This is a genomic window from Herpetosiphon sp., from assembly GCF_003512625.1.
In the GTDB taxonomy this organism is placed as follows: Bacteria; Chloroflexota; Chloroflexia; order Chloroflexales; family Herpetosiphonaceae; genus Herpetosiphon; species Herpetosiphon aurantiacus.
This window is the reverse complement of record NZ_DOPT01000046.1, coordinates 57833-83981: the sequence shown is the minus strand read 5'-3', so window position 1 is coordinate 83981 and position 26149 is coordinate 57833. Positions and strand designations below refer to the sequence as shown.

Annotated in this window: 21 protein-coding genes and 1 pseudogene; 12 read left to right on the top strand and 10 right to left on the bottom strand. The window is 50.2% G+C overall.

The features are described from left to right. The 4 genes and pseudogenes from DEF47_RS10935 to DEF47_RS10920 form a co-directional block, all read right to left on the bottom strand. Nucleotides 1–400: pseudogene (locus DEF47_RS10935) on the bottom strand (hypothetical protein); the annotation flags it as partial. Nucleotides 401–648: 248 nt separating this feature from the next. Next, nucleotides 649–1053: a nuclear transport factor 2 family protein gene (locus tag DEF47_RS10930; protein ID WP_012189858.1), complete on the bottom strand. Its 405-nt coding sequence runs from the start codon at nt 1051–1053 to the stop codon at nt 649–651. 159 nt (nt 1054–1212) lie between these two features. Continuing rightward, a complete protein-coding gene (locus DEF47_RS10925; RefSeq protein WP_012189859.1) occupies nt 1213–2091 on the bottom strand; it encodes a LolA family protein in 879 nt (292 codons plus the stop codon). Between the two features lie 14 nt (nt 2092–2105). Then, nucleotides 2106–2672: an RNA polymerase sigma factor gene (locus tag DEF47_RS10920; protein ID WP_012189860.1), complete on the bottom strand. Its 567-nt coding sequence runs from the start codon at nt 2670–2672 to the stop codon at nt 2106–2108. A gap of 271 nt (nt 2673–2943) precedes the next feature. Between DEF47_RS10920 and DEF47_RS10915 the strand changes: the two genes are divergently transcribed. Next, nucleotides 2944–3780, top strand: coding sequence for a helix-turn-helix domain-containing protein (locus tag DEF47_RS10915; RefSeq protein WP_012189861.1), 837 nt, complete (start codon nt 2944–2946; stop codon nt 3778–3780). 35 nt (nt 3781–3815) lie between these two features. Continuing rightward, nucleotides 3816–4217, top strand: coding sequence for a DUF1398 domain-containing protein (locus DEF47_RS10910; protein ID WP_012189862.1), 402 nt, complete (start codon nt 3816–3818; stop codon nt 4215–4217). Nucleotide 4218: 1 nt separating this feature from the next. On the opposite strand, the gene DEF47_RS10905 is transcribed toward DEF47_RS10910, so the two are convergent. Next, nucleotides 4219–4740: a GNAT family N-acetyltransferase gene (locus DEF47_RS10905; RefSeq protein ID WP_012189863.1), complete on the bottom strand. Its 522-nt coding sequence runs from the start codon at nt 4738–4740 to the stop codon at nt 4219–4221. Between the two features lie 152 nt (nt 4741–4892). Here DEF47_RS10905 and DEF47_RS10900 point away from each other — a divergent pair, with 152 nt between their 5' ends. After that, entirely contained in the window at nt 4893–5873 is a 981-nt protein-coding gene (locus DEF47_RS10900) for a DUF4268 domain-containing protein (RefSeq protein ID WP_012189864.1), read from the top strand. 8 nt (nt 5874–5881) lie between these two features. Here the strand turns inward: DEF47_RS10900 and DEF47_RS10895 are convergent, their stop codons facing one another. From DEF47_RS10895 to DEF47_RS10885, 3 genes are all read right to left on the bottom strand, one after another. Continuing rightward, a complete protein-coding gene (locus tag DEF47_RS10895; protein ID WP_012189865.1) occupies nt 5882–7447 on the bottom strand; it encodes an STAS domain-containing protein in 1566 nt (521 codons plus the stop codon). A 66-nt stretch (nt 7448–7513) separates the two neighbouring features. Next, nucleotides 7514–8665 (bottom strand): ABC transporter substrate-binding protein, encoded by a 1152-nt coding sequence (locus tag DEF47_RS10890; protein ID WP_012189866.1) that lies wholly within the window; start codon nt 8663–8665, stop codon nt 7514–7516. Nucleotides 8666–8864: 199 nt separating this feature from the next. Then, a complete protein-coding gene (locus tag DEF47_RS10885; RefSeq protein WP_012189867.1) occupies nt 8865–10199 on the bottom strand; it encodes a cytochrome P450 in 1335 nt (444 codons plus the stop codon). 193 nt (nt 10200–10392) lie between these two features. On the opposite strand from DEF47_RS10885, the gene DEF47_RS10880 reads away from it, so the two are divergent. Beyond that, nucleotides 10393–11376: a Gfo/Idh/MocA family protein gene (locus tag DEF47_RS10880; RefSeq protein ID WP_012189868.1), complete on the top strand. Its 984-nt coding sequence runs from the start codon at nt 10393–10395 to the stop codon at nt 11374–11376. Nucleotides 11377–11461: 85 nt separating this feature from the next. Then, the gene (locus tag DEF47_RS10875) at nt 11462–11893 is read left to right on the top strand and encodes a hypothetical protein (protein WP_012189869.1); all 432 of its coding nucleotides are present in this window, start codon (nt 11462–11464) and stop codon (nt 11891–11893) included. Nucleotides 11894–11917: 24 nt separating this feature from the next. On the opposite strand, the gene DEF47_RS10870 is transcribed toward DEF47_RS10875, so the two are convergent. Next, nucleotides 11918–13174: a GAF domain-containing sensor histidine kinase gene (locus DEF47_RS10870; RefSeq protein ID WP_012189870.1), complete on the bottom strand. Its 1257-nt coding sequence runs from the start codon at nt 13172–13174 to the stop codon at nt 11918–11920. A gap of 434 nt (nt 13175–13608) precedes the next feature. On the opposite strand from DEF47_RS10870, the gene DEF47_RS10865 reads away from it, so the two are divergent. Together DEF47_RS10865 and DEF47_RS10860 are read left to right on the top strand one after the other, a co-directional pair. Continuing rightward, nucleotides 13609–15006, top strand: a complete 1398-nt coding sequence (locus tag DEF47_RS10865) for an MFS transporter (RefSeq protein WP_012189871.1) — start codon at nt 13609–13611, stop codon at nt 15004–15006. Nucleotides 15007–15077: 71 nt separating this feature from the next. Continuing rightward, entirely contained in the window at nt 15078–16442 is a 1365-nt protein-coding gene (locus DEF47_RS10860; protein ID WP_012189872.1) for a cobyrinic acid a,c-diamide synthase CobB, read from the top strand. 367 nt (nt 16443–16809) lie between these two features. Here DEF47_RS10860 and DEF47_RS10855 read toward each other — a convergent pair whose 3' ends face one another. Next, on the bottom strand, nt 16810–19407 hold the full coding sequence (locus tag DEF47_RS10855) for a right-handed parallel beta-helix repeat-containing protein (RefSeq protein ID WP_012189873.1): 2598 nt from the start codon (nt 19405–19407) through the stop codon (nt 16810–16812). Between the two features lie 891 nt (nt 19408–20298). Between DEF47_RS10855 and DEF47_RS10850 the strand changes: the two genes are divergently transcribed. From DEF47_RS10850 to DEF47_RS10830, 5 genes are read left to right on the top strand one after another with little or no spacing between them, the layout of a single operon-like run. Next, complete coding sequence (locus tag DEF47_RS10850) at nt 20299–20649, top strand: hypothetical protein (RefSeq protein WP_012189874.1); 351 nt, start codon at nt 20299–20301, stop codon at nt 20647–20649. A 7-nt stretch (nt 20650–20656) separates the two neighbouring features. Beyond that, nucleotides 20657–21592, top strand: coding sequence for an AraC family transcriptional regulator (locus DEF47_RS10845; protein ID WP_012189875.1), 936 nt, complete (start codon nt 20657–20659; stop codon nt 21590–21592). Then, complete coding sequence (locus DEF47_RS10840; RefSeq protein ID WP_012189876.1) at nt 21576–23054, top strand: ferredoxin-like domain-containing protein; 1479 nt, start codon at nt 21576–21578, stop codon at nt 23052–23054. The genes DEF47_RS10845 and DEF47_RS10840 overlap by 17 nt, the downstream gene beginning before the upstream one ends. Before the next feature lie 5 nt (nt 23055–23059). Further along, entirely contained in the window at nt 23060–25210 is a 2151-nt protein-coding gene (locus tag DEF47_RS10835) for a molybdopterin oxidoreductase family protein (protein ID WP_012189877.1), read from the top strand. Beyond that, nucleotides 25207–26022, top strand: a complete 816-nt coding sequence (locus tag DEF47_RS10830; RefSeq protein ID WP_012189878.1) for a uroporphyrinogen-III synthase — start codon at nt 25207–25209, stop codon at nt 26020–26022. Before DEF47_RS10835 ends, DEF47_RS10830 begins: the two co-directional genes overlap by 4 nt. Nucleotides 26023–26149 lie beyond the last annotated feature (127 nt).

Here is a 26149-nt window from a genome sequence, read left to right as displayed (position 1 = left end):
GAATCACCTTATCGAGCACAACCTCGGCTCCAACCAACTCCAATGCCCCGCCGCCAACCGCCGAAAACCCTGCTTCTAGGGTCAAATTTCGGAGATTTAGCTGAATTGCGCCGTTGGCTACAAACAAGCGATTGAGATTGCGCCCGCTCAGCGTGATTTGATTTGCCCCATCAATCGTGGTAGAACTAACCAAAATTTTATCGCTTGTAAGATTGATCGTGGCTGCGCCACCACAATTAAAGCTAATAATGCCGCCGTTGGTTAGCGCCGCATCCAGAGCAGCTTCGGTACAACTAGCGGGCGTACCAGTGCCAACCACGCCAGCAGAGGGCGCAGCCTGAACCTGAATTGCCGCAACTAACGTACAACAAACGATCAACAAAACCTTTAAAAAGTGCATAATTTCCTCCAGAGTTGGCTTTGACTCATTCTGAAGGAGTTATAGCAGCTCCACCGATAGAAAACTTGACATTTCCTACCAAATCTAACCAAAGTGCAATGATTTAATGAAAAACGTATGGAGATCGCGTTGCGGCAACAGTGGAATGCAATGAGATTGGCATTCGTCCGTTAATGGGGCGCGTTAAGCAGTTATTAGCTGACGTGGTAGCATCCAAGCGCTACCACGCAACTGATTGATTATGCTAGTTAGCGATGAAGATCCTGATCGTGATAAGCCCACAGCACATTAATCACTGTCCATTGATCGTTGATTTTAACCAGATGCATATAATCGATCCACTCGTCAGCGGTAAGTTTCACGCTAGCAACGCTCGCTTGAACATCTAAAATTTCAACCGTTTTGCGCGGTGTTGCGGGAAATTTATCGCCATCTCGATTATAGCTAGCTGCCAGCAAAATCATTTCCTCGGCGCTCGCTTCACGCAAATATTGTTTGCCAGTGCCCCGATGCGTCCAGAATGTGCGTTTGACCATGCGTGGATGAATACTACGTTGCATTTGTGCAGGATCGAGGTTGTGCTGAGATTCCAGATAATCCAAGGCTGCTTGCTGAATCGCTGCGATATCGTCGTTCGTTGAGCTGTGGTGCATTCCATACTCCGCTTGTTCAGAAACACTAATGCTTCACCCATGAAGCGCTGTTAGTGTAGTAGCCCAGCCAAGTGCATGTCAATCGGTCGTTGGCATGATTGCATTTAAATCAAAAAAAGCCAGCGATCAACAATTGATCGCTGGCTTAAGGCTAAATGCTTATTCGGTAACGTCGATTGGAGCGCCTGCTGGTGGGGCGAAGAAGTCGGCAGGATACGAACCATTAACTTCGAATTCAGTATAGGCTGATTCAACGAATAAATCGCCGTTGGTCTCGTAGTACTCCGACTTCAACACCACAAACAACTCATCGTCGATCCAGAATTTGAGCCGCGTATTGGCTTGGTCGCTATCGCCACCAATCACACATTCGATCACCAAGGCATCACGGCCCAAGAAGCTTTCTTGGCCAACAGTTGAAAGCTGATCGCCTGGTTGAGCGCACAAACCTTCGCTATTGCCATTCGAGTCGAGCGAAGCGGTTGGATTGGGAATCACATACAACGCGCCATCCAACTCGCTCGCAGCGAATTGCGAGACCGTACCATCAACCAGGTTGGGCTGGCCAGCTGGCGAGATCCATGCCCAAGCATCGTCGCCATTCATAATTTGGGTTTCGTATTGCTCAGGCATTGTGTTGCCGCTTGGCCAAATAATTTCTTTGCGCAATTTGTTTGGCTGTTGCACCCAAATTTTTTCGCTGACTACGCTGCCAGTGCCGGGTACATGGGTTTCGAGCACGCCATGCAGCGAATCAATCCCCGTCAAACCAAAAGCGGTTACTTGTTCGGCACGGCGCAAGGCCTCTTGAGCACTCACTTGGTTAACTTGGCTGGGCAATAAGCCAAAACCAACCGCTGCCAAGGCCACCCCACACGCGGCCATCATGGCGGGGCGCAACCAACCAACCCGCCGTGTTGCTTGAGGCTTGAGCGCAACTTGGGCTTGAATTGGCTTGAGCAAATTGAGCGAACCTTCAGGCACTTCATGCTCAGCGATGCTGGTGAGTGCTTGTGAAATATGCTTATCGTTATGCATTGCAGACTCCTCGACTACACAGATTCATTAATAATTGGGGCTAAGAGCCGACGTAACCGTTCGCGAGCACCGAACAAGCGTTGTTTGATTGCGCCTGCGCTGGTGGCGGCATCATCGGCCATTTCGGCCTCGCTCATTCCAAGGTAATAGCGTTGCACAATTGCTGCCCGTTGCAACGGTGTTAGTTGGTTCAAGGCTTGCATGACGCTTTCGCGCAGTGCATCTTGCTCCAGCAAGGCCTCTGGTTGGGGTTCGTTGCTCATTAATTCTTCGAACAACGCCAAGCCAGCAGCGTTTGATTGATCAAGTGAGCTTTGGCGTTCGCGGCGTTGGGCATCTTTGAGTGCATCGTTCAACACAATTTTCATAAACCACGGGCCGAAGGCGCGTTGGCTATCAAATTGTTGGATGCGCTGCACCACCCGCAGAAAAGCCGATTGAACAATATCTTCAGCAGCAGCCCGATCGCGGACAACCAAGATCGCTGCGCGGACAGCCTGATATTGATATTGATGAACAAGGGGGGCTAGCCCAGCGATATCACCTTGTTTGAGTCGAGCTATAGCTTCGTGATCGTGCATATCCTTCCTTTCAGCCAATTGTTGAGTGCGCCCTCACTAGATATATCCAAGCACAGGCTAAAAAGTTAGGCCACCACAAAGCGAACATAGAACAAATCAAAAGGCAAAAGTCAGAAGGCAAAAGCAGAGGCGCAGAGCATTTGATCCACGAAGCGCACGAAGGCCACGAAGGGGATAAATATCAGGAATTTGTGGATGATTGAACAATCAACCTATGGCAGCTAAAATACGATCTTGAATCCATCATCATCACGCCATACGAGGAGCCTGCATGAGTTTGGTTAGCCTGCCAGTCAATCGTGCGTTACGCCCATTGATTCGTTCGATCGTCTTGCATCAAGCACATGGATCTGAAGCCTCAGCCTATCCGGTCTTGCCAACGCCATTTCCGGTGGCAGGAATCCAATATCAAGGGCGTTTGGGCGTACATCAGCAGCCAACAAATACGTTTAAACACTTAAATCGCCTAGGCTTGACGGGATTACAATCAACAATTCGCCAATTTCAGCCTGACCAACAAACCCAAACAATCTTGCTGGTTTTTCAACCATACGGCGTATTTGCTAGTTTCAAGCATACGATGGCCGATTTGCACGATCAGCATGTGCCATTGCACGAATTTATAGCCGCGAGCCAGCTCGAATATCTGATTGAGCAAATCGACACGCTGGCCTTACAATCGGCTGATTTAACCAGCGTTGCCGAACTAGTCAGTCAATTTGTATATGATCAACTCATGCCACAAGCCTGCTCACCCCATGCTAGCCTCATCAATGCAGTAAATATTCTGCTAGCAGCCAAGGGCACATATCCGATTAGCCAGCTTGCGCGTGAGGTCAACCTCAGTCGGCGACAACTAGAACGGCTATTCAAACAGCAAATTGGCTTGCAACCGAAGGCCTATGCCAGCTTAGTGCAATTTGATCAGGCGCTGAGATCATTGGCCAAACGTAATTCTTGGGCTAGCCTTGCCCATGATTCGGGCTACGCTGATCAAGCCCATTTTATTCGCCAATTTGCTGCCCGCGTCGGTCAATCGCCAGCAGCCTATGCAGCCACAAGCAAGGATGTCGCATTTCTTCAATCATTGCTGTTGGCCGAGAACTAAACTTGCTCCATAGCATTCTGTTATGGAGCAACACCATGTCAACGTTTGATCAAACACTGCTGCAAGCCTGTGCCGAGAGCACCCTCAACGGAACCTTACCCTTTCCTGAGGTGATTCAGCGGCTAAGCCCAAGTGTCGAGCAATATCATGTTGATCTGATTCGGCTTGAAATGACCTACTATGGTCATCAAGGCCAAAGCTTCGTCTACCCATTAAACCTAAACAAGCTGCCAGCAATTGCGAGCCAACTGGATTTAGTCGCCTTTCAAACAGCCCTCAAGGCCTCGCAACGCGGCGAAATCAGCTATCCCACATTTTTGCAGCAGAGCATGGCAGCAGGAGTAAGCAGCTATCTGGTCTTTCTTAGTGGGCGTTTGGCGATCTATGTTGGCCGCAACGGAGCCTATTCAGTCGAGCCATTTCCAACGCAACCATAATCTAGCTTTTGGCAATTGAATAAAGCAGCGCGGGCGAGCCATCAAGCACCAACTCGCGCTCCAACTGCATGCCCATTTTTTCAGCTACCCGAATCGAAGCAGCATTTTCGGGGATTGGTAGGCAAATCAAACGATCAAAGTGAAGCTGATCGAACCCATAGGCAACAATTGCTTGAGCAGCCTCGCTTGCCAAACCCTGTCCCCAATAGGCTTGATCGAGCAAATAGGCTACTTCAACTTCTTGGCGCTCGTCGATCACCCATGGCAGTAAACCACAGCGCCCAATAAAAGCTCCAGTTGGTTTATAAATCGTTGCCCACAAGCCATAGCCATAGTCGCCGTAATAAACCTTAATAATCCAATCAAGCTCGGCTTGAGTTTCTTCACGGCTCAACACACCCTCAGGGAAGTGCTCACGAATGATCGGATCACGATATAGTCGGAATAAGGCCTCAAGATCATCAGGGGTTAATTTGCACAATATCAAGCGCTCAGTTTCCAGAATTTGCCGATCATCTACCATCGTTGCAACTCCTTTAACGAATCAACTGAATGCTAACAGGCATGGCGCTGCAGCAAATCAATCGCTTGATGGAGCTTTAACCGGGCAACCCGCCCTTCATGCTATAATCTGTAGCAGCTTGCAGCCCAACGGTGTAGTGAGGAATTACGGCGATGAATCAGCTTGGTCGGCTTAAACGGGTTCCCATTCATGATGCTTGGCGGCAGGCAGCTAGCCATTTTACCCACTGGCTCACCCAAGCCGAAAATATCGCTCAGCTCAACACTGCCACCAACCTCGAATTACGCTTCGAAGCACTCAATAAAGGCACTGGCAATTTACGCCAAAGTCTGGTGTGCTACGATCGACGTACCGAAACCAAGGTCTTGATCGAAAATCAATTAGCTGGCAGCGATCATGCCCATCTTGGGCAATTGCTCACCACCGCCAGCACGGTCAAGGCGACGATTTTAATTTGGATTGCTGAGCATTTTACGCCTGAGCATCGTGCTACGATCGAATGGCTCAACCAACAAACGCTCCCTCATTTATTGTTTTTTGCAATCGAATTGGAGTTATGGCAAATTGATGATTCGCCATTTGCCCCGCACTTCAAGCTGATTTGCAAGCCAGCCGATTGGGAACTAGCAATCACTAACGAGCCAGTGCCAGTAGCGCCGCCAGCTCCGGCCAGCCCCAGCAAAAATATCTATTTAGGCTATTGGATGCGCTTTAATGCCATGTTACGTGAGCGTAATAGCCATCTTGGGGCAAAAAAACCGCATTCCGAGCCAAGCACCAGCTTTGCGCTAGGCCGTGCCGATTGCAGCTTACAAGCGGTCTTGAATCAACGCGATAATTGGATTGGCGTGGCGGTAATGCTCAGTGGTATTTCAGCCAAATTACGTTTTCGGTGGTTACGCCAACAACGGGTGGCAATCGAGCAACAATTAGGGGTTGGCCTTGAATGGCGCGAAAATCCTTTGACCAAAGAATATCAAATTTGGCTAATTCGGCGCAACGCCAATTTGCACGATCATCAGCACTGGGCCGACCATCACGTTTGGATGATCGACACCCTCGAACGCTTTTACCGCGTATTTACACCGCTACTCAAGCAACTCTACATTCGCAACGAACCAGAGCATAATTGATTTTCAATTTAGCGCCGACGCTTTTGCAAATACTCAGTGCCACGGCTAAAGGCTTGGGCCAAGGTTGCCTCCGTATCAATCACTGAAAGATCAAGCTGTAAATTAACCAAGGTTTCGGCCATATCGGGGCGAATCCCCGCCAAAATCACCCGCGCTCCCAGCAATTGCGCTGCATGCGAAGCACTGATCAAGGCTCGCGCCACCGATTGATCGACAACTGGCACGCCGGTAATATCCATAATTACAACTTTGGCTTGTTGTTGTTCGATCGATTTGAGCAGCGTTGCATTAATATCGCCAGCCCGATTAGCGCTAAATTCACCAACCAACGGCATCACCAGCATATGCTTAGTAATTGGGATGGTTGGCATGCTCAAACGGCGCACGGTTTCGAGCAAGCGTTCTTGTTCAAGATTTTGGGCTTGCACCTCAGCCAACGCCTGATTCAACTCGCCAGTTCTGGTCACAACCAGCGTTTCAAGCTCTTCATTCATTTTAGAAAGCCGTGTTTGCGAGGCATTGAGGCCAACCACCATCGTATTGAAGGCCTCGCCAAGGCTAGCCAATTCGTCGCGGGTGTTGAGGTGCACCGGAGTATAGGCATTGGGATCATCGGTAAAACGGGTAACGCTCGCATATAATTTTTGCACGGGCAAGGCCAATCGCCGCCCAACATACCAACCAATCGCCGCCACAATCGGCAAGGCAATCCCAATCACAATCAACAAACTAATTGCCAAGGTTTGAACATTACTATAAATAACCTCAAGCGGTCGTTCAACGATCAAAATCCAATCGGTAGGATCAAGCGAGGTGCGCACACCTAAAACTTCTTCGCCAAATGGGCTACGATAGGTTTCAATCGAATTGCCAGTTTGCAGCAAGGGTAAGCTGGATAAATCTTGATTCTCGATTAGCGCTTGGGTATTGGCGGCGCTAATTAATTGGCCTTGTTGATTAACCACCAACACCCGCATCTGGGCGGCTGATTCTATCCGCGAAGTCGTTTCCCAAATTCGATCCATGCTGATATCGGCGACCAGAATTAATTGGGCGTTGGCATTGCCCAAAATTGGCAAGGCCATCCGAAAGTGCGGCACTTCGCTGGGAGCAAGTGGCAAGGAGAGGGCTTGCAAGGGCGCAGGGTTTTCAATCGCAACTTGGCGATTTTGCACCATTTGCAATAATGGTGAGCCTGCCAACGATTCGGGCATGCGCACGCCGCGCAAGCGTGCCGCCACTGCGATTCGTTCGCCATTCAGGCTATACACCCCAACTTCAGAAAAACTTGAGCCAAATAGCACTTGCGAACCCAACTGCAAATCGCTCAACTGACTGGGATTCCCATTATTCCCAAGCGTTTCAGCAGCGCCGCGCAACTCATCCATACTATTCAGCACAAAGCGTCGATAATCTTCAGCGGCTAGGTTAGTGAGCGCCACTTGTTGATTTTGCGCCGAACGCTGCTGCGCTCGATAGCTAATCGTCAAGGCGATTGCCCACACCGCTAATAACGGCAACAACGCCGCAAGCAAGATAATCCAGGTAACTCGTTGGCGAACCCGTGCCCGCATATGTATTCCTACCTCTGCTGAAATGGTGCTTTGCGACGTTGGATCGAACGACGTGCTCAGATCGATTTAGGGCAATTGGCTAGGATCAAGTTTATCCAAAAAGGTAAAGGCTCCTCGTTCAATTTTGACGAACAGCACGGTTTTATTAACTTCACGTTCAGGCGTAAAGACAATTGCGCCCGTCACCCCTTCGTAGGTTTGGGTTGCCGCCAAAGTATCACGAATCGCGCTTGAGCTGCTGTCTGGGCTACGTTTGAAGGCATCGATCAACAAATTGGTAGCATCATAGGTTGATGAAGCTACAACGTCGGGATCAATTCCGTGGGCATTACGATATTCGCGAATAAAATTCTGTACAATTGATCGTGGATCATTGCGCGAAAAATCGGTTGCCAAAATCACGCCTTCAACATCGCTACCACCAAGCTCGACCAACGACGGCGAATCCAAGCCATCGGAGCCAATAATTGGCAAGGTAATGCCTGCCTGACGCACTTGTTTAATGATATCAGCACTCTGGGCATAATAACCCACCAAAATCAAGGCATCGGCTGGTTTGGCCTTAATCGTCGCAATTTGGCTGCTAAAATCAGTGGCATCACTGGCATATTCGCTCGCGCTGACGATTGTTGAATGATTGGCTTGAGCAGTTTTGGTAAAGGCTTCGGTGATGCTCCGCCCATAATCATTATTAATATTCAGCACGTGGAAATTACGATAATTGAGCTTGGTTGTGGCATAAACCGCCAATGCATTACCTTGGACTGTCGTTATATAAATGACGCGAAAGATCATCGAACCAGTTTTGGTAACCTCAGGATGGGTGGCATAAGCCGCTAACATGGGGATGCCAGCTTGTTGGAAGACTGGCGCGGCTGCGCGGGTTGTGCTGCTGTAGGAGCCGCCAATCACGGCGCGAACTTTATCTTCAGTGACGAGTTTCTGGGCAACCGTAATTGCTTGATTGGGATCAAGTTGATCATCATAGGTTATCAACTCGAAGGTCTTGCCGGGCACAGTTTGGTTGGCGTTTGCTTGATCAATCGCCAATTTCGCAGCATACATCGAGTGCGTGCCATCGCTAGCACTGTTGCCGCTCATTGGGCCAAAAAAGCCGATTTTGATCGTCTCGGCTTGAGGTTGTGAAGCACCCCCACACGCACTAACCAAGGCCAAACCGATGATTACCAGCATCCCCAATGCGGTTCGTCTTAGCATGTTCAAGACTCCTCCATGTGCTACCACATGGCTTAGTAGGCCACTACCCAAGAACAATGTTAATTTACTCACCCTGCTGCATGGCCAGTGTAACACAGAACATGTCAAATGAGCAGTTGAGTTTTGGCGTGAATTTTAAGCACTTCACAACCCTGCTTGGCTATTGGCCTACTAGGAGTATTAGGCTAATGCTGATGATTCAGCGAGCAACCGCGACCATCTTAATACCATGGCGTGGCCGTAGGGTAATCACAGGTTGCAAGGCTACCGGATGCCCAGGCATCAGCTTTAAGCGCCAGCGTTGACCAATCGTTGCCAACAATAAAATCCCTTCCATCCAAGCAAATTGTTCGCCAATGCAAATCCGCGAGCCACCACCAAACGGAATATAGCTCCACTTCGGACGTTGAGCAATTTGCTCCGCTGTCCAACGTTCAGGATTAAATTGATAGGCATTGGGAAACCAACGTTCATCGTGATGCACCACAAACGGCGAAACGGTCAGGCCAATCCCAGCAGGAAAAATATAATCACCAACGTGATAGTCGGCCAAGGCTTCGCGCCCCATAATCCACGCTGGGGGATACATGCGAATTGATTCAGCCAAAATCATGCGGGTATAGCTCAGGTTTTGAACATCATCCATGGTTGGAATGCGCCCCGCCAACACCTCGTCGAGTTCGCGATACCAACGTTCAGCAATTGCAGGATGTTGACTAAGCAAATACCATGTCCAACTCAAAGCATTCGCGGTGGTTTCATGGCCAGCCAAAAATAGCGTAATTGCTTCATCGCGCACTTGTTGATTATCCATCCCTGTGCCATCGCCCTCGGTATCTTGGGCCAGCAGCAGCATCGAGAGCAAATCGCCATGGTCGCGTTGATCGTGGCGGCGTTCTTCGATCACCCGAAACATCAATTGATCAAGATATTGGATGCTGGCTTGAACCCGCCGATTCGAGGCTAACGGCAAGCGTTCGATCAACTCAGCAAAGGGCAGAATCATCACATTAAAGCGATTGAGCAAATGTTCGAGCGCCTCGCCAACCGCTTGGGCATCACGCTCAACATCGGCATCGAACAAGGTTTTAGCCACAATTCGCAAGGTCAAGCGCATCATCTCAGCATGGACATCAAAAACTTGGCCTGGTTGCCATTGTTCGCGCATTTCGGCAGCATAGTTTGCCATCACCTCAGCATAGCCTGCGATCCGTTTGCGATGAAAAGCGGGCTGCACCAAACGGCGCTGGCGCATATGTTGCTCGCCTTCACTGGTTAACAAGCCATTGCCCAATAAACGTTTGGAGCGTTGCAAAACCACACTTTTAGCCAAAATCTTCTGATTGGTTACCAACATCGCATGAATATCATCAGGGTGATTTAACAAAATTAATTCACGCGGCCCAAATTTCAAACGCACCACATCGCCATATTCACGCGCGGCTTGAGTTAAAAAAAGTAAAGGATTACGCCGAAAGCGCATCAACAAATTGGGAAAACGCGGGGTTGGCCCAGGTGGTTGCTGTCGTAACATGTGGCTACTCCTTAGTACGAATAACCCCGATCATACGCCGAACGATCAGGCTTGTCGAGAGCAATTGATCAATGTTCACACCCTGATCACAAATAGACCACGATTATGATCAAGTATTAATCGCCTGTTTAAACGTCGTTAGCCAATTACGTGGTAGCATGAGACCGGATTCATCGACTGTTGGAGAACATTCATGCAACAACTCAAATGGGGGCTACTCGGAACAGGCTGGATCGCTGAACAATTTGCCAATGCCTTGGCCGATTTGCCGAATGCCCAACGTTGGAGCGTGCTTTCGCGCAATCAAGCCTCGGCTGAAAACTTCGCCCAAACCCATCAATTTGCCCATGCCTATAGCGATCAGGCAGCCTTTTTGGCCGACCCCGAATTGGATGTGGTGATTATTGGTTCGCCGCACCCACGCCATGCTGAACAAACGATCGCCTGTTTGAATGCTGGCAAACATGTGCTGTGCGAAAAACCAATGGGCATCAACAGTCAACAAGTTGAAGCGATGATCGCCGCAGCCCAAGCTAACCAACGCTTTTTGATGGAAGCTATGTGGATGTGGTTTCACCCTAGCACAATCAAGGCTAAACAATTAATTGAGGCCGGGGCAATTGGCAAGCCACACCTATTCCATGCCGATTTCAGCGTACACTTCCCGTTTGATCCAAGCCATCGCATGTATGATCCAGCGCTTGGTGGTGGGGCATTGCTCGATATTGGGATTTACCCCTTGGCCTTGGCCTTGTATCTTTTTGGTGCGCCAACCAGCGTTTATGGTCAAGCCCAACTTGGGCAAACTGGGGTTGATGAACAAGAAAGTATTATTTTGGAATATGGCGATGATCGCCAAGCCAACTGTGTTGCCAGCGTGAGAGCAGCGGGGCCATGCGAAGCAACCGTCACTGGCAGCAGCGGCTATATTCGCTTTCAACGCAATTTTTGGCACTCGCAACAATTAGTAGTACAAAACAACGGCCAACCAAGTGAAACCCTTGATCTGCCATTCATTGGCAATGGCTATGTTACCGAAGTTGCCCATGTGGCCGAATGTATTCAAGCAGGCTTAATCGAAAGCCCCATTGTTTCGTGGGCAGCTTCGCGCAGCTTGATCAATACCATGGATCAATTGCGTCAAAGCTGGGGCATAACCTATCCCGATGAGCGTTAGGCTTTAGCAACAATCGCTGTGATCAAGCGTACCGTATAGGCTTGATCACGGCGGCTAACGCCACAAATGATGATTTGAGGGAAGTATGCACGATCCAATTTTTCAGTTTATGCTGTTTCTTTTTGGTGTTACGATCTTCTTGATCGTTGCAATGGGCCTGCCATTTTTTAAAGCAACTGCACCAAAAACGGCAATTGCTGAGCTTAAAGCCAATGGAACATTGCTCTATAAGAAAAAAATTAAGCTTGAAGCCAAATGGAATGTGAGCAAAGGCCAAGCACTGCCGATCGAAATCTATAGCAATGGGATCATCATCTATCCATTATTTATTCGGGAAATTCCAATTGATCGAACTGAGATTAAACGGACAATCTTGGAACGTCCGTTTATTTTTCAAAGAATTAAACTGATCCATAGCTCGAAGTTTACGCATAGTCCTTTATACTTTAACTATAATCCTGAGTTATGGAATGTGCTGCAACATTATTGTGACGCACCTGAGCAAGCGAGCAATTAGGTTATTGGTCAAATGAGCAAAGCACTACGAACGCCAAGGCTGATAATCGACCAAGGCTGGTTCAGGCCGAACGAAGGGAAAAGTTACCCAAAAACAACTACCCTGGCCCAACGTGCTGGTCATGCCAACTTGCCCGCCCAAGGCCAGCACCAGTGCCCGCACAATTGCTAAACCTAAGCCCCAGCCTTGGGCGATCGTACTAGCACGCGTGTGGCGTTCCCAAATCCGCACGCTATCAGCAGGGTTGATGCCAGGCCCGGTATCTTCAATTTCAATCTTCAACATGTGATGATCGTTGGGATAAGCCCGAATCGTAATCGTGCCTGCCTCGGTATAGCGCACCGCATTGCTGACAAGATTGTGCACAATTTGCCAAATCCGATCACGATCACTGATCAGCGGCGGGAGATCTGGCGCGATCTCCTGATGAATGCGACAGGTTGAACGCAGCATCGTGCTAGCAACAGCCACAATCTCAGAAATTAACGTGCTTAGATCAATTGTATGGCGCACAAATGAGAGCGTTCCAGTCATCAAGGCAGTGCCATCGACCAAATCGCGCACAAGCCGCTGAATATGCAAGACTGAGTTATAGGCTTGGGGCAACAACGAGCCAAGCGCATGATCAGCTGGTAATAACGGATCACCTTGCAATAATTCTAAAGTTCCCTGCAAAAAATGCAGTGGATTACGAATATCGTGGGCGACGATTTGGTTAAGTTCAGCGACACTCAGATTCGTCAGTGCAACGGGCGGCTCATCAGTCGCGGGCGCACGTAGCAGCGGCATCCAGCGGGCAATTTGGTGGGCTAAAAGTTTAAGCGCTGCCACATGGATTGGTGTAAAGCAATGCGCCTGCGGATCAAAGGTACACAAGGTTGGAGTCAACCCTGCGGTTGAAGCTGGAATTGGCACGCCCAAATAGGCTCGCACGGGTGTTTCTAGCCGTTCAAGCAAGCGCTGAACCCGCAGATCTAGCTCAGCATCGTCAACCACCAAAGGTTGTGCTGTCACATCAATATACTGACAAAAAGTATCTTCACGGGCAAGCGTACTGCCGGCTGCCAAATTGCCGGTCGTCGCTGGATAAATTGCCCGAATATATTGATGGGTTCGATTCAAATCGCCAATCAGGGCGGTAGCCGTACCAGTTACTTCACATGCAACTGCCAGATAGGTCTGAATTGCACGATCAACATCATCAAACTGCATCGTGCTGAGGGTTGCCAAACGCTCCAATATTGCCTGTTCGGCAGCGCGATCATCCTCATGCTGATTCATTGATAAACTCTCTTTCTAGCACGATTTCCCAAGCCATATATCATCATTTCGCCTTAGCAATTGTTAGTATACAACGCCAATTCACTCCAAAACAAGCGATGATCAGCAAGGCAACGTTTCCAATTTGCTAGCATAATCTATTCCATGCGTGGCGCATAATTGCTGCTGAATGGTGCTGGTTATTGCTAGGTTTTTAGCGAGGATTTACGCCTACACGACATATCAAATCTAGCAAGAACTTGATTGCTAGCCAGTTGCTGCATCCATTCAAGCTTGATCAAAAAATTGAGCTAATTGTTAACCGCCGCTTCAACAAACCATCATCCTGTGCTTGTACCCTTGGGTGTATCCGAAAAATCCTACAATCGGCTATACTTAGGCGCACACCCACGGAACACCCATTCTTCCTCTTGCATGGCACAAGGAGACCACCAGTGGCCAATTCAGTTCCGAGCACAGATTCAGCTCATCCAGTCAATGATCGACGGGAGATCGCAGGTTGGCGGCTTTACGACTGGGCAAACTCAGGGTTTACCACCACCGTGATTGCCGCTTTATTTGGGCCATTTTTAGAGGCCTTGGCCAAAGAAGCGGTTGGCGATGGTGGCACAGTGCTAAGTTTAGGCATCTACAAGGTTACTGCCGAATCGCTCTACCCCGATGCAGTTTCGTTATCGGTGTTATTGCAATTTCTCTTTTTGCCTTTGCTAGGAGCGTTGGCCGACTATACCAATATCAAGAAGCAATTGTTGATGTTCTTTTGTTTGCTGGGTGCTGCCGCCACGACCATGCTCTATATCGCCACGCCGGCAACCTATCTGTTTGCGGCGCTAGCGTTTGTGGTTGCTAACCTCAGTTTTGGCGCTTCAATCGTTTTCTACAATGCCTTCCTCAACGAAATTACCACCGAGGACATGCGCGATAAGGTTTCGAGCCAAGGTTTTGCGTTTGGCTATATTGGCGGTGGGGTTTTGCTCGCAGTTAATTTGGTGCTGGTGGTGTTTGCCGAAACGTTTGGCCTGACAACCTCCATGGCTGTGCGCATCTCCTTAGCTTCGGCAGGGCTGTGGTGGGGAATTTTCGGCTATTTCGGCATTCAACGGCTCAAAAATCGCGCTTCAGCTCGCAAGGTTCCGGCGGGCCAACATTATCTCACGGTCAGTGTGCGCGAACTCCGGAGTGCCTTTCGCGACCTTGGGCGTTTGCGCCAAACCTTGCGCTTTTTGATTGGCTATCTGCTCTACAACGATGGCATCCAAACTGTGATTGGCATTTCGTCAGTCTTTTTGGTCAACGAGCTATTTATAGCCAAAGGCCAAAGCTCAGACGACGCTCAATCGTTTTTGCTCGGTTTGGTGTTGATGATTCAATTTGTGGCTTTTGGCGGAGCCTTGGGCTTCGAACGAATTTCACGTAAAGTTGGCACCAAACGGGCGATTTTGATCTCGCTGTTTATCTGGACAGGTGTGATCGTCTATGCCTATGCCTTCTTAGATAGCGTGTTCCAGGCATGGTTTATGGGTGCGGCAATCGCTTTGGTGCTCGGCGGTTCACAATCGCTTTCCCGCGCTTTGTTCTCACGTATGATCCCGCATGGTCGCGAAGCTGCCTTCTATGGCATTTACGAAATTTCCGAGCGTGGCACATCGTGGATTGGGCCGTTTATTTTTGCGCGGGTAATTGCCGCCACTGGCTCGTATCGCCAAGCAATTCTTTCGTTGATTGCGCTGTTTGCAGGTGGGATTGTGATTCTATTGCTCACCAACACCACCAAAGCCATTCACGATGCTGGCAATCAATTGCCAGAAGAAGCCGCCGCCAGCCATAGCTAAATTGGTCAATTAATCAAGTTTGCCAAGCATCAGCAATTGGTGCTTGGCTTTTTTGTGGATAGGAGTATTGTTTGACTGCCCGTGTGATTATTGCTGCCGCCCATAGTGGCAGCGGCAAAACCTTGTTAACTGCTGGCTTGATTGGGGCGATTCGGCGGCTGGGCCTTAACGTTCAGCCCTTTAAATGTGGCCCCGATTATATCGATCCTGGCCATCATAGCTTAGTTGCCCAGCGCCCGTGTCGCAATTTGGATGCCTGGTTATTTACGCCAGAGCAATTGCAACGCCATTTTTGCCAAATCGCTGCCCCTGCCGATCTGGCAATTATCGAGGGCGTGATGGGGCTATTCGATGGCTATGGCGCACTCGATGATACTGGCAGCACCGCCCATATCGCCCGCTTATTGCAAGCACCAGTCGTTTTGGTGGTCGATGCTGGCGGCATGGCCCGCAGCGCCGCCGCCGTAGTAGCAGGTTTTCAGCACTTCGATCCACAGGTGCAGATCGGCGGGGTGTTGCTGAACAAGGTTGGCAGCGCACGCCATGCCGATTTATGTGCTACAGCGATTGAGCAACACACCGGCATTAAATGCTTGGGCTATTTGCCCCGCCAAGCTCAATTCAACCTACCTGAACGTCATCTCGGTTTAGTAACTGCTGAATCTGCGAAGCAGACTATTTTAGAAACGCTTGATGCAGTGGCAACGACGCTAAGCAGCACCTGCCAGCTTGAGCAATTGGTCAGTTTAGCCCAAAGTGCCCCACCAATTCAGTTAGAGCCACTGCCAATCAGCCCAATTGAGTATGCACAGCGGCCAGTCATTGCAGTGGCTTATGACGCAGCATTTAGTTTTATCTACCCTGAGATGCAAGAATGTTTGCAGGCCGCCGGAGCCGAAATCGCCTTATTCAGCCCAATCGCCGATCAGCAGTTGCCCACCAATTGCGCTGGAATCATTTTGAGTGGCGGCTATCCTGAGTTGTATGCTGCTGAGTTGAGCACTAATCAGGCCATGCTCAATGCATTACGTCAAGCTCATGCTGCGAATGTGCCGATGTATGCTGAATGTGGCGGGCTGATGTACTTGACCGAGGCGATTGTTGATCAAGCAGGTCAGCCTTGGCCGATGGTAGGTTTACTGCCAGGCAGCAGCCAGATGCATCAAAAAGTCAGTTTGGGCTATCGCACAATCAGCGTTTGCAATGATAATCCCTTGTTCAGTGCTAACAGCCAAGTGCGCGGCCATGAATTCCACTATTCGCGCTGGGAAAACCCTGAGCCAGCCACAGCAGCCTATTGCATAATTGCGCCCGACGGCACGCCTCAGCAGCATGAAGGCTACCAAGCTGGCAATTTACTAGCAAGTTATATCCATCTGCATTGGCTAGCCAACCCAAGCATGGCCCAACGGTTCGTTGCCTCGTGCTGTTCTTGATAACATTATGGGAATAGGTTTTTAATGCTTCACTAGGGAGCACGGCTGGGAACGGGGCTAGGTAATAGGTATCATGGTTCATTGGGCCTCTCACCCCCAGCCCTGCTCCCACTGCGGCGGGCAAAAAAGCGGACTAGGGATAAGGGTATGCTGACCATTGTTCATGCGATAAACCATTACAGAGTTCGCATTCATGTTTAGTTAGAATATCAAGCTGGGATGGCTCCGAATGCACATGCCGCAGCGTCAATCACGCCCATGCCCTTGGCCCAAGCACAGCATGGCCCCCGATCCTCATGCCCATCATAGCTTAAAAACCTTCCCCTGCCGCTCAGCTCCCATTGTTGGATTAACAAACCCCCTACTTTTAGTTGGTAACCCATGGCGCATAAACATGATGGGTTGACGGCACTGGAGTCGTAACCGTGGTTGTCGCCGTTGGTGTATTGCTTGGTGTAACACTTGGCTCAAGCGTCGCCGTAGGTGTCTCAGTCAGCGTTGCAGTTGCAGTATTAGTCGGTGTATTGGTTGGTGTGTTCGTTAATGTTGCCGTAATCGTCGCTGTCGCCGTAGCTGTAGCAATTTCTGTCGCAGTGACCGTGGCAACGTCAGTCGCGGTTGCGGTGATCGTGGCGATTTCGGTTGGTGTGGCCGTCGCCACTTCCGTTACCGTGGCCGTGGGCGTTGCAATCTCAGTTGGCGTATTAGTCGCGGTTGCAATTGCTGTTGCCGTTGGCGTGTTGGTTGCCGTATTGGTCGGCGTGTTGGTTGGCGTGTTCGTTGCAGTTGCGGTCGCGGTTGGTACAGTTGGTACAGGGGTATTGGTGTTGGTTGGAATTGGCGTAGCCGTGGCATTACTATCAACAATATTAATCACAATTTGATAGGGTGTGCCTTGTGTGCCAGTTCCACCTGAACCTGTGTAGGTGGCTGCTTTGATCACATGGGTTCCATGGGCCAAGGCCGGATTCATCGGCAAGAAATCTGTACCATTGGTTTGATCGCCAGCGATTGAATAAGGCCGACCACTTTCGGTGCGATAAACCACGCTATCAACCCAAAAACGCACGCTGCCAATCCCGCTCGAAGGCGCGGTTGGAGCAACAATGCTGATATTACGGGTTCCCAGCGTCGCATAATTAATTGTCACGCCATTGGGAATTGGATCATACATAACTTGATCAGTATCGGCATTGTACATAATCAAGCGTGGCACATACGAACCAGTTGGGGTTGGAGTGTTGGTTGGCGCGATTGTAGCAGTCGCAGTTGGTTGAATATTGGTTGGCGTTGGTGTGATCACCGCGCCTGGTGCAGTGAAAATATTGCCAGTGGCGACGGTGTTGGGGCCAATCACTACCAAATTATTGCTTGGGTGGTTATAAATCGTGTTATTGGTGATCGTGTTGAAATCGGTCAGATAATCAACTGGGGTGGTGGGTGGCACAGCCAAGTTGACCTCACGAATCCCAAAGAGTTGGTTACTGCCCGCTGTGTTTTCAACAATATTATCTTGGATGATATAGCGTTGGACTGGGCCGCGCTTGGAAAGCAAGTTAATGCCAGCATAATCTTGATTGCCAGTGTTGTTATTGCGAATCACGTTGCGGCGAATAATGTTATTGGCCGTATTGCCACCACCATTAACCTCAATCCCAGCGCGGAAATTGCCTTCCATAATGCTATCTTCAATGATGTTATCGGTATCACGTGAGGAATTATCGGTATCGCCACCACCTAAATCGCCAACGCCTGAGCCAGCATTATTACGGAAAACGCTCTGGCGAATATTAACTCGTTGGTTAGCCCAACAATAGTACAAACCATCGCCAGCAGTCCCACGTGCTGCATAGCCCAAATTGCCAATCCCTTGAATTTTGAAAAATTCAATATCGCGTGAAGCAGTACCTGGATGGAAGCCATGGCCACGATTAGCAGTTGCCAGACTATTGCTGACCGTGCTTTGATCACACGATTGCAAGCTTACGCCATCGCTATGCCAATAGCGCACGGTGATGTTATCGATCGTCACAAAGCGGCAATAGACAAAGTTAATCGCTCCAATATAAAACTCATAGAAGGCCGGCTTTTGGTTGGTGTTCCAGCCCTCAATCGTCAAATCGCGTACACCCATATTTTGCAAGCGATTGTTGAAATTGGTTCCAAGCGCAAAAATCGCCGAATAGGCGTGCGATACGACTGAGTTATTGGGCACTGAAAGCGTCAAAGGCTTTTTGAGGGTCAGCGTGTTGTTGCTGGTATTGATCGAATCGACCATATTTTGCTCAACACCCCAATTGCCAATGCCTGTACCTTCAGTTCCTTTAATAATGATGCCTTCGCCTGGATTGAACACGCTGGTATCGGCCACGCTGATCACATTGGTTCCTTGGGTGGCAGCACCGGTCAATTTGGTGTACAAACCATACGACACTTGCGAAACATTAGCAGTCAGCGGGTAATTGACCGCGCGATCAAGCGTGATCGTTTGATTAGTACTATTGATGCTCATAATTTCATAGGAGCCAGGCAAGAAGCGCAATTCTGTCGAACGCCAGACATAGACGATCATACCAACTCGAAATGGCGTAACGCTGGCAACTTTAATTGTTGAAAGATTGCTGCCAGTTTGCGTGACAAAAACCCGTTGCTCGTTACGACCAGCCTTTAAAATCGTCTCAGCCCCGACCCCTTGCAAAGTCACGCCAGTTTTAAGATCGAGGTAGGTTTCGAGGGTAAAGCTACCAGCGGGTAAGCGCACCGTGCCGCCCCCCTGAGCAGCCGCAGCATCAATCGCCGCTTGAATGCCAAAATCGGGCGCTAATGGATTTAAATATGGTGTTGCATCAATCGTATTGGCAAACGCCGATTGTAACAGCCAACTAAATGAACCAAGACCAAACGTTAAAATGATAAGAGCACTAACTACTGACCTGAATCGTTGTTGCACAAAGCTTGGCTGCATAGTCCCTCCGCGCGTGAACCTTGGTGCTGAACAATAAAAAAGGAGCCTTTCAATAGCCCCCATGCACCGAGTTCTCTGAGCCTTTAATCAAACTGGGAAGTATTCACAATGAGTTTGATCTTCTGACTCTTATTGTACTATGGCATACCATAGCGCATATTGGCCTTTTTTCCTACAGGACTTTAGGCCTACTTGACAAACTATCCCACTTTTAACCCGCTTTACGCTACCCCATGCGAGTGATTGGCACTAGCCCAATCTAGCTATATAGCTCGATTAACCGCAAAAACACCTAGAGCAACACTGCCCTGGGTGTTTAGCATTTAATGGTTAACATATTAGGAAACCTATTCAAATAGGGCTAACTGCCACCAGCACTCATTGCTAATCAGCCAATGTTCTGCCTATTTGAGCAATTCAGTCAACGTCGGGATGAATGTGTGCGTTTGAAGCCTCGCTTACGCTCACCGTTGGTCGCCTGCTTGGGCAGTAGTATAGAGCAATTCGACTGCTTGTCGAGTGCTCTGCTTAAGATGTTGCCTCTTTTACCAGTGATTAATAAACGATTATTATGGCTTTGTTAAGCCTTAAATCGTTTGTTCCATACTTCCATGCTCATGTCGTTTTTTCTATAGTACCCAGCAGTACCCAGCTAACTAGCTTGTACAACCTGCACAAAAACCCAACAAGCAGCACTGGTAGAATTGCCCGATAGCCACAAACCAGCACTATGGTATTGTATATGCGAAGCCTCTGCTACACTCCTTGTACCAATACCTCACCTCGCCTGCCCATGCTCTCAACGTTGCGAGCGTAGGCAGCAGCGATGCTCATGTTCGGCAATGACTGCCCCCAAACGTCGATCCTCCACATCAACGAAAGGACGGGGTCATGGGCATGTTTATGGGTGAGGGCACTCCAGTGCTCCTGCATACAATCATCGAATTCGAAGGCAAGGGTTTTTTCAACCCACAAATGCTCGATCTGCGCTATGTTGTGCCAGCAGATCGCACCACGGGCATGCTCTATTTTCGAGCTGGCAGCACCGTAAGCAGCTTGGTCAATGTTTCAATTTTGCGCAATGGTCAAGTTCTACGCTACTTTCCGGTAGCCGCCGATTCAGCAATTCATGTGTCACTTGCCATCGTTGAGGAACACTCCGCCGGAACCGTGCTCGACGTGTGCGTCGCCGGTGAAGGTAGCGGCCTGTTGATTCTCGACATTGGCTACCTAGAAGTGTAGGCCGACCATGAATGGATTGGTGCGTTTTCGGAATAACTTGCAATGGGCGACAACGCTGCCGCTCTTTCGCCGCCCAGGCCTGACCATCGAACGTCGGCGCTTTACCGACCAACGCCCGCTGATGCCGCAAATCGAGCGTTGGCGCAGTTGGTCGATGCAATTGACCTTGAGTGGCACACGCTATGTCAGCTATGGCGACCGCAGCTTTTGTCAAGCTCCAACCTCGTTGGTCTTGACTAGCCCGCAGATCGACCCGATGCGGATTCGCTACTTGCCTGGTGCAACGACCGATTGGCTCAACTTGACTTGGACGAACGATGGTTGGCAGCATTTTCTGAACCAACATCCACAATTCAATCAGCGCCATGCCTATTTGATCAAAGATGCAGTTCGTTCGCCCTTGTTGGCAGTCCGCTACGTGCCACCACCAGCGCTCCATGCAGCCCGTCAATTAATCACGATCGCAGCCCTGCCCGAAGCTCCACCAGCGACGTTGGAAAACGCGGCCACAACCTTTTTGGCGCTGTTAAGTGCGCTCGATTTCCAAACAACCTTAAATGGTTATGCACCAACCCAAGCTCAGTCGGTCGAAAAAGCCCAAGCTTTGATGATGAAAAACTTAGAGCGGCCACCAAGTATTAGTCAATTGGCTTCAACCTTACACATCAGCCCACGCCAATTGCAACGTGATTTTCTGGCTTGTACTGGGCTTAGCCCACTTAGTTATTTACAAATGTTGCGGCTCAGCGAGGCCAATATGCTGCTTGCCAGCACCAATTTGCCGATTGGAACGATCGCCAGCCGCTTGGGCTACGCCAGCGCCGCCCACTTTAGCGCCGCCTTCCGCCGTTTATACGATTGCACGCCGCGCCAAATTCGCGAATACGACGATGACTTGATGCTTGAGGCTGTTATGGAGGAAGCTCATGGCTGTTCAAATTGAAACCATCAAAAAGGTCAAAAATGGGCTTGATGTCTTGCCTGATCTGTATCGCTATGCTCGCTTAGGCTTCGATGCGATTCCCGAAGATGAGCTTGAGCGCTTGAAATGGTATGGATTGTTACACCGCAAGCAAACGCCTGGCTTCTTTATGCAACGCCTGCGCATTCCCAATGGCATTCTGAGCACGCGCCAAATGCGGGCAATCGTCAGCATCTCGCGCGATTTTGGCCGCAACACCATGGATTTGACCACCCGCGAAAATATTCAATTGCGCTGGTTGCGCATCGAAGATGTGCCAGAAGTGTTTCAACGCTTGCAAAATGTTGGCCTAACATCCCAACAAACTGGGCTTGATAACTATCGCAATGTGATGGGCTGCCCCTTGGCTGGCCTGCACCACGCAGAAATTTTCAACGCTGCCCCCATTGCCCAAAGCGTTTCGTTGGCCTTGCTTGGCCGCGAGTTCAGCGATTTGCCGCGCAAATTCAATATTACGATCAGCGGTTGCTCGCACGATTGTGCCCATAGCCGAGCCAACGATATTGGCATGACTCCTGCCGCCAAAGAAATTAATGGCTATCGTGTGCTCGGTTTCCACGTAGCGCTGGGCGGAGCATTGGGCGGCACATCGCCGCAACTGGGCCAAGATGCAGGCATCTTCTTAACCACTGAACAAGCCTTGCCTTTCTGTCGCGCGGTCTTGACGGTGTTCCGCGACAATGGCTCACGCGAAAAACGCACCGAAGCCCGCTTGAAATGGCTGATTCGCGAATGGGGCATGCCGCGCTTTATGGCCGAAGTTGAAAAGGTGTTTGGTCAAGCCTTCTTCAGCGCTGGCGAATCGTTGTTGATTGAGCATAGCGGCGACCACTTGGGCATTCATCAACAACAAGAGGCTGGCTTTGTAACGGTTGGTTTATTAGTGCCAGTTGGTCGAACTAACGCCGAGCAAATGGTCGAAATCGCTGATTTGGCCGATGCCTATGGCACTGGCGAACTGCGCTTGACCCCCGATCAAAACATTCTGATTCCGAATGTGCACGAAACCTGCCTCGAACGCTTGTTGGCTGAGCCATTGCTACAAGTGCTGCAACCACATGCACCTGGGGCGTTGCGCGGTTTGGTCAGTTGTACAGGTCGCGATTATTGCCACTTTGCCTTGAGCGATACCAAAGAATTATCGTTGCAAGTTGCCACCGAATTGGCCAGCTTAATTCCTGCTGAACGCCGCGTCGATTTGAAAGTTTCGGGCTGCGTACACGCCTGTGGTCAGCATCACGTTGGCGAAATTGGTTTGCAAGCTCAGCGTTTGCGGCTCGAAGATGGCACAATCGTCGATGCTTTCGATCTATTTGTTGGTGGCAACCATCAGCAACTGGCAACCCTTAAAGCTCGCAAAATCCCAGTTGATCAATTGGCTGGGCGGATTGCTGCTGAACTCGCCGTTATGGATGGGGAATAAGCATCATGAGTAACGTTGTGCGTTCACAATGCCCATATTGTGGCGTTGGCTGTGGAATTGAATTGACCGTCAACGATGGCAAGGTCGTGCGGGTCAACGGCGATAGCGCTCACCCCGCCAATCAAGGCAAGCTGTGCATCAAAGGCGCAACCATTGAGCAAATGCTCACGCCCACGACACGGCTAATTCATGCCCAGATTCGCAGCGATCGCAATGCAGCGCTACACTCGGTTGGCCTCGATCAAGCCCTCGACCACGCTGCCCAACGGCTGAACGCAATTCGCCAACAACATGGCAATGAGGCGATTGGCTTTTATCTTTCGGGCCAACTAACCAACGAAACCAGCTACTTGGTGACCAAGCTTTGCAAGGGCTTGATGGGCACCAACACCATGGATGCTAATTCGCGTTTGTGTATGGCCAGCGCCGTTGCCGCCTACACTCGCACTTTGGGAACCGATGGCCCACCCTGTAGCTATAGCGATATTGAACAAGCCGATTGTTTCTTGATTGTTGGCTCGAATACCGCCGAATGCCATCCAATTGTCTATCGCCGAATCGAGCAGCAAGTGCGCAAGCATGGCGCTAAATTGATTGTAGTTGATCCACGACGCACCCAAACTTCGCGCTATGCCAGCTTACATTTGGCCGCCGCCCCAGGCAGCGATACAGCGTTACTCAACGGTTTATTGCACATTCTAATTCGTGATGGCGCAGTTGATTATGAATTTATTGCCCAACACACTACTGGCTGGAGCGAAATCGCCGAGGCTGTGGCTGGTTGGACACCTGCCCAAACCGCCTTGGCCACAGGTTTGACGGTTGAGGAAATCGAAACCGCTGGGGCAATGCTGGTTGCCAGCCAACGTACCCTGAGTATGTGGAGCATGGGAGTTAATCAAAGTCGCAATGGAGTTGCCAAAGCCACCGCAATCATCAACATGCACTTGGCAACAGGCCGAATCGGCAAGCCTGGCTGTGGGCCATTCTCGCTAACCGGCCAACCCAATGCCATGGGTGGTCGCGAAGTTGGCTACCTCGCACATCAATTGCCAGGCTATCGGCGGGTTGATGTAGCAGAACATCGCAGCGCCATCGAGCAAGCCTGGGGCATTCCGATTGGCAGTATCAGCGCTACGCCTGGCCCTGATGCCCAAACCATGTTCAGCCAATTGGCCGAAGGCAAACTCAAAGCAATTTGGATTATCGGCACCAACCCGTTGCACTCGATGCCCAATAACAGCACCATCCGTGCTGCCCTCGAAAAAGCCGAATTGGTGATTGTGCAGGATGTGTATCATACCAGCTCATGTTTGGCCTACGCCGATATTGCCTTGCCTGCTGCCCAATGGGCGGAAAGCATCGGCACCTTCACCGCCTCGGATCGGCATATTACCTTGCTGAATCCAGCCTATCCAGCGCCAGGCGATGCCATGCCCGATTGGTGGCTGGTGCAAGCAGTCGCCCAGCGCATGGGCTTCGAGCTTAATTTTGCCAACGCTGAAGCGATTTGGGATGAATATCGAGGATTGACCGCTGGCCGCTACCCACTTGATGTGAGCGGTGTGAGCTACGAACGGCTACGTAACGGCCCATTGCAATGGCCATGCCCCGCCGAAGATCATGCAGGCACTGTGCGTTTGTATAGCGATGGTCGTTTTGCAACCGCCAATGGTCGCGCCAACTTCCAAGTGACGATTCCGGTTGAGCCAGCCGAAGTACCAAGCTACGAATTTCCATTTTGGCTGACGACCGGACGGGTATTGGAGCAATGGCATACCCGCACTCGCACCGCCAACGTGGCCAAGCTCAATCAACGCCATAACGGCAGCTTTATCGAAATCCACCCCGACGATGCGAATACGCTCGGTGTGAGCGCTGGCGAAAAAATCGCCGTGATCGGGCGGCGTGGCAGTTGCACCTCAATCGTGCAAATCAATCCCGAAATCATGCCAGGCTGTTTGTTTATGCCAATTCACTGGGAAGATGGCAACCCGAATGTGCTAAGCATCAACGCCGCCGACCCAATGAGCAAGCAACCTGAACTCAAGGCATGTGCGGTACAATTACGGCCAATCGTCGAAGGTATCAATATCAAATTTGGCGAAGCCGCCTCAGTTCCAGCAATGGCCGCTGGCAAACGGAGCAGCCAATGAGTAGCTTACACGGTCAACGAATTGCAATTCTCGAAGCTCGCCGCGCTTCAGAATTAGCCAACTTGCTCAGTCGCCATGGTGCGAACCCAATCCATGCCCCAGCTTTACGCGAGGTCAGCGTCGATGCGGCTCCAGTCGCTCAGGCAGTGTTGCAAGAGCTTGAAGCAGGCCAGATCGATCTGTTGATTTTGTTGACTGGGGTTGGCACGCAGCAATTAATTGATGCTGCTGCCAGTGTGGGGCTTGAGCAAGCCATGTTGACTGGGTTAGCCAAAACCACCCTCGTTTGCCGTGGCCCTAAGCCAACCGCCGTGTTACGCCGTTATGAATTACGCCCAAGCATCAGCGCTGCCTCGCCCTACACCATCAACGATCTGATCAACAGCCTTGATCAAGTTGAGTTGGCCGAACGTGGCGTTGGCTTGTTGCACTATGGCGAACGCGATCGCAAATTAGCCGATTATTGCCGCGAACGCGGGGCGGTGCTCCACGAACATAGTGTGTATGAATGGCAATTGCCTGCTGATATCAGCCCACTGCTCGCGCTGATCGAACAAGCAATTGCTGGTCAGGTCGATATTTTTACCTTTACCAGCCAAATTCAAGTGCGCCATTTGTTGCACGTTGCCGAGCAACAAGGCCAAGCCCAAGCATTAATTGCGGCCATGCAACAGGCCTTGGTCGCAGCGGTCGGCCCATCGTGCGCCCAAGCATTAATCAATCTTGGCATTCAACAGGTAATTATGCCTGAACAGCCGTTTATGGGCCAGATGGTGCAACGAATTCTCGACCATGTGAGCGTCAATATTTAGTGTCCCTCACTCTTGTCCTTACAAGGGGTGGGTTTTAATCGTTTTCTATTGTGAACCACCAATTCCGTGGTTTATCGGTAGATGCCTGTTCACCACTCCATGTACTTGAGGGGGTGCAGGGGGATTA